At 71.1% G+C, this 12,514-nt stretch carries 9 protein-coding genes and 1 pseudogene; 4 read left to right on the top strand and 6 right to left on the bottom strand.

The features are described 5' to 3' along the window. The coding region (locus tag ACN6LD_RS16540) for a transposase (RefSeq protein ID WP_445043547.1) at positions 1-531 on the top strand (531 nt) is incomplete at its 5' end. A gap of 363 nt (positions 532-894) precedes the next feature. Here ACN6LD_RS16540 and ACN6LD_RS16545 read toward each other — a convergent pair. Further along, complete coding sequence (locus ACN6LD_RS16545; RefSeq protein WP_445043548.1) at positions 895-1,443, bottom strand: DUF1697 domain-containing protein; 549 nt, start codon at positions 1,441-1,443, stop codon at positions 895-897. A gap of 393 nt (positions 1,444-1,836) precedes the next feature. Here ACN6LD_RS16545 and ACN6LD_RS16550 point away from each other — a divergent pair, with 393 nt between their 5' ends. Next, positions 1,837-4,104: an MMPL family transporter gene (locus ACN6LD_RS16550; RefSeq protein WP_445043549.1), complete on the top strand. Its 2,268-nt coding sequence runs from the start codon at positions 1,837-1,839 to the stop codon at positions 4,102-4,104. Between the two features lie 86 nt (positions 4,105-4,190). On the opposite strand, the pseudogene ACN6LD_RS16555 reads toward ACN6LD_RS16550, so the two are convergent. Continuing rightward, a pseudogene (locus ACN6LD_RS16555) lies at positions 4,191-4,597 on the bottom strand (nucleotide disphospho-sugar-binding domain-containing protein); the annotation flags it as partial. A 137-nt stretch (positions 4,598-4,734) separates the two neighbouring features. On the opposite strand from ACN6LD_RS16555, the gene ACN6LD_RS16560 reads away from it, so the two are divergent. Continuing rightward, complete coding sequence (locus ACN6LD_RS16560; protein WP_319188918.1) at positions 4,735-5,598, top strand: phosphotransferase enzyme family protein; 864 nt, start codon at positions 4,735-4,737, stop codon at positions 5,596-5,598. Positions 5,599-5,715: 117 nt separating this feature from the next. Here ACN6LD_RS16560 and ACN6LD_RS16565 read toward each other — a convergent pair whose 3' ends face one another. The 4 genes from ACN6LD_RS16565 to ACN6LD_RS16580 all read right to left on the bottom strand — a co-directional run bounded on the left by ACN6LD_RS16565 (position 5,716) and on the right by ACN6LD_RS16580 (position 10,167). Next, positions 5,716-6,441 carry a 3'-5' exonuclease gene (locus ACN6LD_RS16565; RefSeq protein WP_445043550.1) on the bottom strand — a complete coding sequence of 242 codons (726 nt, stop codon included), beginning with the start codon at positions 6,439-6,441 and terminating at the stop codon, positions 5,716-5,718. Positions 6,442-6,548: 107 nt separating this feature from the next. Next, complete coding sequence (locus tag ACN6LD_RS16570) at positions 6,549-7,787, bottom strand: SAV2148 family HEPN domain-containing protein (RefSeq protein ID WP_445043551.1); 1,239 nt, start codon at positions 7,785-7,787, stop codon at positions 6,549-6,551. A gap of 102 nt (positions 7,788-7,889) precedes the next feature. Beyond that, positions 7,890-9,230, bottom strand: coding sequence for a copper amine oxidase (locus ACN6LD_RS16575; protein WP_319188913.1), 1,341 nt, complete (start codon positions 9,228-9,230; stop codon positions 7,890-7,892). A 118-nt stretch (positions 9,231-9,348) separates the two neighbouring features. After that, a complete protein-coding gene (locus ACN6LD_RS16580; protein ID WP_445043552.1) occupies positions 9,349-10,167 on the bottom strand; it encodes a Tat pathway signal sequence domain protein in 819 nt (272 codons plus the stop codon). A gap of 193 nt (positions 10,168-10,360) precedes the next feature. Between ACN6LD_RS16580 and glgX the strand changes: the two genes are divergently transcribed. Further along, a complete protein-coding gene (glgX, locus tag ACN6LD_RS16585) occupies positions 10,361-12,469 on the top strand; it encodes a glycogen debranching protein GlgX (RefSeq protein ID WP_319188910.1) in 2,109 nt (702 codons plus the stop codon). Positions 12,470-12,514: the final 45 nt, after the last annotated feature.

A 12,514-nucleotide genomic window follows, 5' to 3' on the forward strand; every position in this document is an offset into this window, starting at 1 on the left:
ACCGTCGTGGTTCCGGGAACCGGCACCCTCGACATCGTGATCCCGTCCCTGGCCGCCTCGCTCGCCGCAGTCCACGACCAGCGCCGAACACTCGAATCCCAGATCAGCACCCTGCTGGAGGCCCACCCTCTTCACCCGGTCCTGACCTCGATGCCGGGAGTCGGAGTCAGGACCGCAGCCGTCCTGCTGGTCACCATTGGCGACGGCACCAGCTTTCCCAGCGCCGCCCACCTCGCTTCATACGCCGGCCTCGCCCCTACGACCAGGTCCTCAGGAACCTCGATTCATGGCGAACATGCGCCACGAGGCGGAAACCGGCAGCTGAAGCGCGCAATGTTCCTCTCCGCCTTCGCCTGCATGAACGCCGACCCCGCCTCCCGCACCTACTACGACCGGCAACGCGCCTGCGGCAAAACCCACACCCAGGCACTCCTGAGACTCGCCCGCCAACGCATCAGCGTCCTGTTCGCCATGCTCCGAGACGGCACCTTCTATGAGTCCCGCACCCCCACCATCACCCTCGCCGCATGACCATCCCAAACAGCACCAAACCCGGCACTACGTCCTTGACGAAAGACATAGAGACACCCCCCCCGGGGCGACAGCCGCGGCCACGGTCACCCCCAGGGCCACGGCACGCCACGGTGACCCTGTCCCGGCCTGCCGTCCCTGTCCACGCCGTGCCGACGACCCGGCCCACACCGGATGCGGGCCGCACGCGAGCCGGATGCGGGCCGCACGAGCCGAGTGCGCGCCTGGTCCGGCCACGAAGGGGAAGGCCCGCCGTCCCTGACGCGCCCGGTCACGACCGCAATCCGCGCCCGATCACGACCGCAGTCGACGCCCGATCACGATCGCAGTCCGCGCCCGGTCACGGCCGCCGTCGGCCCCGGGTCACGGCCGTGTCATCTCCACCAGCTTGAGGACGGTGTTCCAGTTGCGGGTGGTGGCGATCAGCCCCTTGTTCACGCGGGGCCTTGCGAGCTGCTCGGCGAGTCTGGAGCGGCCGAGGCCGACGGGGGTGTACAGGTACAGGGCGCGGTCGCCGAGGCGGAATTCCTCGGGAAGGAGGGCGGCGCGGTCGATGCCGGCGAAGCGCTCCTCGTCGACGGGCCCGGAGAAGTAGGTGGCGTGGAGCTGCTTGGCCTCCAGGTCTGCGGCCGGGAACGGGCAGGCGTCGGCGACGGCGCGAAGGTAGGCGTGGTCGCGCACGAGCACGTCCACGGCGAAGCCGAAGTGTTTCTCGATCGCGGCCGTGAGTCCGGCGGCGAGGCTTTCCTCGTCCCCGCGGGTGCTGGAGAAGACGGCCTGGCCGCTCTGGAGGTAGGTGCGCACGTCGCCGTGGCCGAGCTCCTCGAGCAGGGTGCGCAGTTCGGCCATGGGGAGCTTCCGGTTGCCGCCCACGTTGATGCCGCGCAGCAGGGCCGCGTACGTCGTCGTCATCCGCTCAGCCTATGCGGCCGCCGTGCCCCGTGGGGGTGAGCACGACGGCCGCGGCCCGGACGAAGGGCCGGGCGAAACTCTTGCCGATCGATGGCCGGCGGAGCAACCCCTGACGGACTTCTCCACAGGCCTGTGACGTGTTGAGCAAACTTTCGAAACGACAATTGAGGTCTTCACCGGCGACTGCACCCTGATCGCCGCCCCCGAGATCCGTCGATAGGTGTAAGGGGTCACTGTCCTACTCAGCGGTGAGAGGCCGCGGTCCGAGGGGAGGACTCTCGTGCCCGGCACCTCACCGGGCAGCACGACGAGCGGGGTTTATCCAGGCCATACCTTCGAATAGGAAGGTGGCGGCAGGGGGCTTCCACCGCATCACAAGAGGGCAGGCCCGTCATGGGGAACGGAGATACAAGGGTGCGGGGCTTCGCCGCGCGGGCAGGCGGTTGGAGCGCCCGGCACCGATGGGCCGCCGTGGGCATCTGGGTGCTGTTCGTCGTTCTGGCCATGGGGATCGGATCGGCGGCCGGCACGGTCGAGGTCAAGGAGAGCGACCAGCTCGGCGGCGAGACCCACACGGCCGCCAAGATCATCGAGGACGCCGGGATCGAGGAGCCGGCCAGCGAGACCGTGCTCATCCAGGCGAGGAGCGGCTCCCTCAAGGCCACCGACCCGGAGTTCAAGGCCGCCGTCAGCGCGGTCGTCGCCGCCGTCGGCAAGACCGGTGAGGCCACCGACGTGACCTCGCCCTACGACACGCAGACGATCTCCAAGGACGGCCGCAGCGCGCTGGTGCAGTTCGACATGCGCGGCGACTCCGACACCGCGGGCGAGCGGGTCGAGCCGGTTCTCGACGCCGTCGCGGACGTGCAGAAGGAGCACTCCTCGCTGCGGATCGAGGAGATCGGCGGCGCCAGCATGATGAAGACGTTCGACGACGCGTTCGGCGACGACTTCCAGCAGGCCGAGTACTCCGCGGTGCCGGTGGCGCTGGGCATCCTGCTGATCGCCTTCGGCGCGCTGGTGGCGGCGCTGCTGCCGGTGGCCCTCGCGGTCACCGCGATCATGGCGACGATGGGTCTGATGAGCATCGTCAGCCACTTCCAGCCGATGGACGACACCGCGAGCTCGGTGATGCTGCTGGTCGGTCTGGCCGTGGGCGTCGACTACTGCCTGTTCTACCTCCGCCGGGAACGCGAGGAGCGGGCCGCGGGACGTGATCCGGAAACCGCTCTCAGGATCGCCGCGGCGACCAGCGGCCGCGCGGTGATCGTCTCCGGCGTCACCGTGTGCGTGGCGATGGCGGGCATGCTGTTCACGGGGCTCGCCACGTTCGAGGCGATGGGTCTGGCCTCTTTGATGGTGGTCGCGGTCGCCATGGTCGGTTCGGTGACGGTGCTGCCGGCGCTGCTCTCGCTGCTCGGCCACCGGGTGGAGAAGGGCAGGATCCCGTTCCTGCACCCCGACAAGCGCCGCAGGAACGGCAAGGGCGGCCGTGCCACGGAGGGCAGCCGGTTCTGGAGCGCCGTGCTGAAGGTCGTCCTCGCCAAGCCCGGCGTCTCGCTGGTCGTCGCGGCCGGCGCGCTGCTCGCGATCGCCGCTCCGGCGGTCGGCATGAAGACCCAGAACCTCACCCTGGACCAGGAGTTCGGCGACTCGCTGCCCATCGTGCAGACGTACAACCGGGTCAACGACGCCTTCCCGGGCGGCTCCGAGCCGGCCGAGGTGATCGTCAAGGCGGACGACATCAACTCCGGCGACGTGAAGGCCGCGCTCCAGGCGTTCAAGGAGCAGGCCGTGAGTTCGGGGGCCTCCCGGGGTCCGGTCGAGATCAAGCTGCACGACGCCCAGAACATCGCGTATGTGTACGTCCCGCTGGTCGGCGGCTCCGACCTGGACAAGGCGGGTGCGAGCCTTGCGAAGCTGCGCGACGAGGTGCGGCCCGCAACGCTCGGCACGGTGGACGGCGTCCAGGCGCCCATCACCGGACAGGTGGCCGGTTCGCAGGACTTCAACGACCAGCTGGCCGGAGCGGTCACCCCGGTCTTCGCGTTCGTCGTGGTCTTCGCCTTCCTGCTGATGCTGCTGTCGTTCCGCTCGCTGACGGTCGCGATCACCTCGATCGTGCTCAACCTGCTGTCGGTGGGCGCCGCCTACGGCATCCTCGTCGCGGTGTTCCAGCACGGCTGGGGCGCGTCGGTGGTGGGCGCGGAGGGCGTCGGCGCGATCATCACCTGGCTGCCGCTGTTCCTGTTCGTGATCCTGTTCGGGCTGTCGATGGACTACCACGTGTTCGTGGTCTCCCGGATCCGCGAGGCGCGGCTGCGGGGGCGTACGACGAACGAGGCCATCGAGCACGGCGTGGTCACCACGGCGGGCGTCGTCACCAGCGCCGCGGTCATCATGGTCGCCGTGTTCGCGATCTTCGGCACGCTGTCCATGCAGTCGATGAAGCAGATGGGCGTGGGCCTCGCGGCGGCGGTCCTGATCGACGCGACGATCATCCGCGGTGTGCTGCTGCCGGCCGTGATGGCGCTGCTCGGCGAGCGCAACTGGTACCTGCCGAAGTGGCTGCACTGGCTGCCGGACCTGACGCACGACGAGTCGCCGGAGGCGGTCGCGCCGGTGGCGCGGGACGACGAGGGGCGGCCGGTGGGGGTCTGACGACCTGGGCCGTTCCCGCACGGCGTCAGCCCTGAGGGCCCGTTCGACTTCCGAGGGAGTCGAACGGGCCCTTCCTCGTGTCTGGTTCAGCCGCGCGTCCTGTCGGGTTCCGCCTCGACGAGGTCGGCCGCCTGCGGTGTGCCGCCTTCCGCCGTGGTCTCCGCCTGGGCCTCCTTGAGCCGGCGGGCGACCCCGGGATCGTCGACGAGTGCGAGGGCGGCCTCGCGCAGGGCCGCCTCGGCCGTGGTGTCCGCCGTGTCGAGCCGCCGGGCCACGCCGCACCCCTGGAGGACGTCCGCGTTGCCGAACCGGTCCACGGCTTGCGGTACGGCGATCATCGGCGTGGCCGTGGCCGTTCCGTCCTGGCTGCCGCCGCGTCCGCGTGGGTGACGAACAGGTCGGCCTGCCGCAGCACCGCCGGCTGCGGGATCCAGGACCGTACCTCGACGGAGCCGGGCACCTCGCCCAGCGCGGCCGGGTCGACGCGCCCGCCTGAGCAGGGACCGCACGAGCGGCCCCGACCTGCCCGAATGCGACACTGCACGAAGGGGACACTGACCGTCGGACGGCCGGATCAGGCCGTCTGCAGGCCGTCTGCAGGCCGGACGGGCGACGAGAGGGAGGCGGACGATGGACGAGGCACGGGCGCGGGACGTACTGGCCGCGGCGGGCGTGCTGCCCGGACCGGCGGCGGACGCGCGGCTGCTCGCCCTGGGGGAGAACGCGGTGTTCGCCGCCGGCGGCCTGGCGGTGAAGGTGGGCCGGGACGCGGAACTCCTCGAACGGGCCCGGCGCGAGCTGGACGTCGCAGCCTGGCTGGCCGAGGCGGGCGTGCCCGCGGTGCGGGCGGCCGAGCCGAAGCCGCTGCTGGTCGAGGGGCATCCGGTGACGGTGTGGCACCGGCTGCCGGACCCGGTGCGGCCGGCCGGGCCACGCGACCTGGCCGCCCTGCTGCGTCTGGTGCACGCCCTGCCCGCCCCCGCCTTCGCGCTGCCCCCGCGGGATCTGCTGTCGGGAGTCGAACGCTGGCTGCGACTCGCGGGCGAGGCGATCGACCCGGCGGACGCGGCCTTTCTGCGCGCGCGGCGCGACGGCTTCGCCGAGGCCGCCTGCGCTCTCACCCCGCGGCTGCGGCCCGGCCCGATCCACGGCGACGCGCTGGCGCGCAATGTGCACATCGGCCCCGACGGTCCGGTCCTGGTCGACCTGGAGACCTTCTCCGCCGATCTGCGCGAGCACGACCTCGTCGTCATGGCGCTCTCCCGCGACCGGTACGGTCTGCCCGCCGAGGCCTACGACGCCTTCACCGAGGCCTACGGGTGGGATGTGCGGGAGTGGGAGGGCTGTGCGGTGCTGCGGGGCGCGCGCGAGACCGCGAGCTGCGCCTGGGTCGCGCAGCATGCGCCGGCGAACCCCGAGGCCGCGGCGGAGTTCCGGCGCCGGGTGGCGTCGCTGCGCGAGGGGGACGAGGCGGTGCGGTGGTACCCGTTCTGAGGACGGCAGCCCTTGCGGGAACGAGGCCCCGCCATGGACGCTCCCGCTCCCCTCACCGGGGGCGCCGACGCCCGGCAAGGGCGGCGGCATGACCGGCCCGGCCCGCCCGGGCGCAGCTCACACGCTGGGGCTGTCGATCGGCTCCCGCACCGGCCAGGACCCGTCCACCACCGCTTCCGCGTCGCCCTTGCGGCGCAGGAAACTCTGGAAGTCCGTCGCCCAGTCGGCGTACCACTCGATCTGACGGCGGTGCAGCTCCGCCGGGCCGAGGCCCGCGACCTTGGGGTGGCGGGCCGCTATCGCCCCGGCCAGCCGGGCGGCGGCGAGGGCGTCGGCGGAGGCGTCGTGCGCGGAGTCGAGGCGGACGCCGTACTCGGCGCACACTGCTTCGAGGTTGCGCTTGCCGCGCCGGTAGCGGTCGACCGAGCGGTCGATGGTGTACGGGTCGACCACCGGCGCGGGGTCGAGGCCGCCGAGGCGTTCGCGCAGCGAGGGCAGCTCGTGGCGGCGTAGTTCGGCCGAGAGCAGCGTGAGATCGAAGGCGGCGTTGTAGGCGACGACCGGTACCCCGGTGCGCCAGTAGCCCACGAGGACGTCGGCTATCGCGTCCGCGACCCGGTCGGCCGGCGCGCCGTCGGCGGCCGCCCGCTCGTTGCTGATCCCGTGCACCGCCACCGCGTCCGCCGGGATCTCGACGCCCGGGTCCGCCAGCCACTCGCGATGCCCCAGGACCTGCCCGTCCCTGACCTCGATCACGGCTGCCGTGACGATGCGCGCCTCACGCGGGTCCGTCCCGGTGGTCTCCAGGTCGAAGCCGATCAGCAGCTCCTGGTGCCAGGCCATGTCGGCCCCCCTTCTCGGTGGTGCTTCCCCCAGTGGTCCCCACCTTCCCACGCCCCACTGACAATCGAAGGAGCGCACTCCGCTTGCCGGGGAGAGAACCGGACGTTTCAGGACACCGGCCGCGAGTCCGCCCAGGCCAGCTCGAACTCCTCGCGATATGCCGGGAAGAGTCCGACTTCGTCCGCCTCGCCGGGCTTGACCACCCGGCTGCCGCCCCGCAGCACCAGCACCGGCGCCTCCATGCCGCGCATACGCCGCAGATAGGACTGGATCACCGCGATGCCGTCGGTGCCGTCGCCGTCGACGAGGTAGGCGGTGAAGCGGGGCGTCTCGTCGTACACCTGGATCTGGAAGGCGCCGGGATCGCGCAGCCGGGACCGGACCCGGCGCATGTGCAGGATGTTCATCTCCACGGACCGGCTCAACTCGCCGCGTTTCATCCCGAGTTCGCGTTCACGGCGCTTGACGGAGCTGGAGGCGGGATTGAGGAAGAGCAGCCGGATGCGGGCGCCGCCCTCCGCGAGGCGGACCAGGCGGCGGCCGGAGAAGTTCTGCACGAGCAGGTTGAGGCCGATGCCGATGGCGTCGATCCGGCGCGAGCCGTCGAAGATGTCCTCGGCGGGGAACTGGCGCAGCAGCCGGACCCGGTCGGAGTGGACGGCGACCACGTCCGCGTACCGGTCGCCGACCAGATCCTCGACGGCGTCGACCGGCAGCCGGCGCGCGGAGGGCACGTCGCCGCTGGTGCCGAGCATCTCCAGCAGGCGCGCGGAGGCCCGTTCGGCCTGGTTCAGGACGGCCTCGGAGAGCGCCCGGTTGCGGGAGACGACGTTACGGGTCACCTCCAGCTCGTCCAGGGCGAGTTCGACGTCGCGGCGGTCGTCGAAGTACGGCTCGAAGCAGGGCCAGTGCTGCACCATCAGCTCGCGCAGCTGGGGCAGGGTGAGGAAAGAGATCACGTTGTCGTCGGCCGGGTCGAGCAAGTAGCCCTTGCGGCGGCTGACTTCGCGTACCGCGACGGCGCGCTGCACCCATTCCTGGCCGGCGGGACCGGCCGCGGCGACCACCCACTCGTCGCCGTGGACGGGTTCGTAGATGGGGCGCAGCACGGCGGCCACGACGGTGCGCAGCCGCTGCTCGACGAGGTTCAGCCAGATGTAGGCCCGCCCGGCCCGCTGGGCTCGGGTGCGCACCTCCCGCCAGGCTTCGGTGTCCCAGTCCAGCTCCGGTCCGATGGCGTTCGTCTCCATCGGCCGGGCCAGGGACACCGTGCCGGGCGGGACGTCTGCGGAGCCCCCCTCGTGACCCTCGTCACCAGGGGGCAGCTCCAGCCCTCCCGAGCCCACCCGCGCACCGCCTTCCGCTCCCCCGAGCACTCCCCGTCCCAACGATCAAGGAAGGGTACTCCGCGAGCGGCGGGCGGTGCAGCCGGATGGACAGGTCGTTTCTCAACTACCGTTGTTCGGCTGTCCGTTCTGTCCCGCGAGGGCGGAGGGAGTGAGCGGATTCATGGCGGTGACGTCCCTCGGAGCGAGTGAGAAGCCCTGCCAGTGGACCGGCATGGGCTGCTGGTCCTCGTCGCGGGCGACATGGTGGAAGCCCACGTTCACCCAGGCCACGGGGTGGGTGAGGGCCTGGCCGTTCACCCACTTGTCGACCGAGTACCCGTGCAGCGGGCTGCCGCAGTCGCGCACGTTGTTGCTGGCGTACTGCTCGCACTTGTTGTACTGCGTGAAGTAGACGTCGTGCCGGGTGAAGGGGCGTCCCGAGTACTTGGACGTGGCGCCGGGGACGAACTCGTAGGAGCGGGCGTGGCCGTCCTTGTTCTTGCCGGTCGCGCTGACCACCCGCCACCAGCGCAGGTTCGCCGCGTCGCCCGCGAGTTCCTTGGTGACCGCGGTGCGGGTGGTCTTGGTGGTCGGGCCCTGCTGTGCGCCGGCGGGCGGGCTGACCACCGAGTCGTACTGTTCCACCTTGCCGGTCGAGGAGCCGTCCAGACCGAAGTCGAGCCGCCAGAACACGTTGTGGTTGTGGCTGGTGGCGTAGGCCTTGGCGCCCTTGCCCAGAGGCCAGCCGCGGCCGTCGCCCGCGTCGTAGTCGAAGGGCGAGAGGCTGCCCGTGGCGCCGACGTTCATGTTGATCGCGCCGTCGTCGGAGAAGCGCCACTCGGTGATGTACTCGTACCAGCCGACCTTGTTGACGGTGTAGACCAGCAGGTCCTTGCCCTGGGCCTGGAAGACCTTGTTGCCCGTGTCGGCCTGCATGCGGTAGGCGTGGCCGCGCGAACGGGTCGTCGTGCACAGGCCCTTGACGTTCGGGCTCCCGGTGAACGAGTCGGGGACTTTCACCGTCCGGATGGTGCCGCCGGGGCACTCGGCGGGGGTCATGTTGACCAGGCCCGAGCCGAAGTTGTAGTCGGTGATGTCGTTGTACTCGTTCTTGCCGTCGTCGTAGGGCACATGGATCTGGGCGATCTTGGCGCTGTTGAGGACACGGATCGGCTTGGCCTCGCCGGGCGGCTGGTAGGAGACCTTCTCGAGGACGAGCCCGGACTTGGCCTCGAAGCGCCAGCACATGCGCCAGGTGGTGCCGGTGGAGAGCTTCTGTTCGATGCGGTAGGCGGCGCTGCAGTCGGCGGCGGCCGCGGGGGCGGCCTTCGGCCGGGCGGCGGCCGGGCCGGCGCCGGCGACCGCGCCGGCGGCGAGCGTCGCCACACAGAGGCCGACGGCCGCGCCGGTGCGGGCGACGCCCTGCGACCGTGGGCCGCGCTTCAGAAACGGAACGCGCATGACGACATGACTCCTTTGCATCCCTCTGCAGGAGGCAGGCGGGGCGACAAACGGATGGACGGGAGGGCGTGGACCGGCAGGGGGCCCACGCGTCGGTTCGGGACGGTGCGGGGCCGGCTCAGCCGGTGATGCGGGCCACCTTGCGGGCGCTGAGGTCGATCACCAGGCTTCGGGTGTCGATCCACGGTCCGTTCCTGACCTTCGACAGCAGCCGTACGCAGCGGTGTTCGCCGCACTCGGCGAGGGCGGCCGGGCCCGCGCCCGGCACCGCCCGGTACACCATGCCGGCGAGCTGCAGCTGGTCGGGGGAGGTGAGGGCCTTGCCGGTGGCGTCCTTGAAGTCGGCCTTGAGGCCGGCGCCCAGCGGGTCGGCGATCAGCAGGGCGGCCGCCTCGTTCTGCTCGGCGGTGCCGAGCGGCGGCTGGACGCCGTGCTGGGAGCCGGTGGCCTCGACCTTGCCGGTGGCGAGGTTGACGGTCTTGGTGACGAGCGTGTCGGTTCTGTAGTCGTAGAACGACACTTCCGCGCGCCGGGGCGCGTCGGGGTCGTCCACCTCGGCGGCCTCGGGGTCGGCGAGGTCCACGCCGAGGCGCTGGGGGCCGCGGTCACCGTCCACGTCCTTCGCGGCGGTGAGCGGCTGCTGGTTGAGCGCGATCTTCTCGACGCGCGCGATCTCGTCGTCGGTCAGCGGGTCGCGCCCGGTGCCCTTCGCGCCCTCGGCGGGCGCATCCTCGACGACGCCGGGCCGCACCGCCGCCGTGTCCCCCTGCCGTCCGTCGGCCGCCTGCCCGGCACTCTGTGCGTTCTTGCCGCCTCCCGTGTCGTCCGCCCCCGCCGTGCCCGGGAGGGTGATCCCGACCATCACGGCTGTCGCGGCCACCGCTATGGCCGTTCCCGCCACCACCTTGCCCAGGTGGCGGCGCACCGTCGTGCGCACAATCTCCCCCTACTCCCCCTGTTGCCCGGGAGTACGTCTGCCCCACTGGTTCGGCATGCGGCGCTCGTTTGTCTCCGCATGCACCGGTCATTGGGTAAGAGGGGCGTAAGTCACGGGTGGTTCCCTCAGATTCCGGGAGACTCGGGCGGCAAGGCGACCCCGCCGCGGCGGCACACCTGAAAGAGTCGTATCCATGCAGGTCTGGCCTGGAGAGGCGTATCCCCTCGGTGCCACGTACGACGGCGCCGGCACGAACTTCGCGGTCTTCACGGAGGCCGCGGACCGAGTAGAGCTGTGTCTGCTGCACGACGACGGCTCGGAGACGGCGGTGGAACTACGGGAGAGCGACGCGTTCGTCCGGCACGCGTACGTGCCGGGCGTCATGCCGGGGCAGCGGTACGGCTTCCGGGTGCACGGCCCCTACGACCCCGGTCGGGGGCAGCGCTGCAACTCGGCGAAGCTGCTGCTCGACCCCTATGCGAAGGCGGTCGGCGGCGCGATCCGGTGGGGCGAGGAGGTGTACGGCTACCACTTCGGCGCGCCCGAGCGGCGCAACGACCTCGACTCGGCGCCGCACACGATGACGTCGGTGGTGGTCAACCCGTACTTCGACTGGGGTGACGACCGCAGGCCGCGCACCGACTACCACCAGACGGTGATCTACGAGGCCCACGTCAAGGGTCTGACGATGCGCCATCCCGGGCTGCCGGAGGAGCTGCGCGGCACCTATGCGGCGCTGGCCCATCCGGCGGTCCTCGAACACCTGACGGAGCTCGGGGTCACGGCCCTGGAGCTGATGCCGGTGCACCAGTTCGTCAACGACCACCGGCTGGTCGACATGGGGCTGAACAACTACTGGGGCTACAACACGATCGGCTTCTTCGCCCCGCACAACGCGTACGCCTCCTGGGGCGACCGCGGGCAGCAGGTGCTGGAGTTCAAGTCGGCGGTGCGGGCGCTGCACGAGGCGGGCATCGAGGTCATCCTCGACGTGGTCTACAACCACACCGCCGAGGGCAACCACCTGGGCCCGACGCTGTCCTTCCGGGGCATCGACAACCCGTCCTACTACCGTCTGGCGGACGACCCCCGGTACTACACGGACACCACCGGCACCGGGAACTCGCTGCTCATGCGGTCTCCGCACGTGCTTCAGATGATCATGGACTCGTTGCGGTACTGGGTCCTGGAGATGCATGTCGACGGGTTCCGCTTCGACCTCGCGGCGACTCTGGCGCGCCAGTTCCACGAGGTGGACCGGCTGTCGTCGTTCTTCGACCTGGTCCAGCAGGACCCGGTGGTGTCCCAGGTGAAGCTGATCGCGGAGCCGTGGGACGTGGGCGAGGGCGGCTACCAGGTGGGGAACTTCCCGCCGCTGTGGACCGAGTGGAACGGCAAGTACCGCGACACCGTGCGGGACGTGTGGCGGGGCGAGGCGCGCGCGGTGGGCGAGTTCGCCTCCCGGCTGACCGGCTCGTCCGACCTCTACCAGGACGACGGACGGCGCCCGCTGGCCTCCATCAACTTCGTCACCTGCCACGACGGGTTCACTCTGCACGACCTGGTCTCCTACAACGACAAGCACAACGAGGCCAACGGGGAGGACAACCGGGACGGCGAGAGCCACAACCGGTCCTGGAACTGCGGCGTGGAGGGCGACACCGACGACCCCGGGGTGCTGGCGCTGCGGGCCCGGCAGATGCGCAACTTCGTCGCCACGCTGATGCTCTCCCAGGGCGTGCCGATGCTCAGCCACGGGGACGAGTTCGGGCGCACCCAGAAGGGCAACAACAACGCCTACTGCCAGGACAGCGAGCTGGCCTGGGTCGAGTGGCCGCAGGACGGCAGCGAGCTGCTGGACTTCACGCGCGCGTTGGTGCGGCTGCGCAAGGAGCATCCGGTCTTCCGGCGGCGCCGCTTCTTCCACGGCCGGCCGGTGGAGGGCACCCACGACGAGCTGTCGGACATCGCCTGGTTCACGCCCGGCGGGGCGGAGATGGCGCAGCGGGACTGGGACCGGGCGCAGGCGTCGGCGCTGTCGGTGTTCCTCAACGGCAACGCGATCTCCGAGCCGGGTCCGCGCGGCGAACGGATCAGCGACGACTCCTTCCTGCTGATGTTCAACGCCACCGCCAAGACTCTGGAGTTCGTGGTGCCGGTCGACCACGGGCGGCAGTGGCAGGTGGTGGTGGACACGGCGGACCCGGCGTCCGTGGCGGAGGGAGCGGGTCCCAAGGTGCAGGCGGGAGCCCGGCTGACGCTGCCCGACCGGAGCATGAAGGTGCTGCAGAGGCCGACATAGGCCGCTCCCGGCTTGCCCGGGAGCGGCGACGGGCCGGGACGGGAG

It is taken from the genome of Streptomyces sp. SAS_272, from assembly GCF_052543235.1.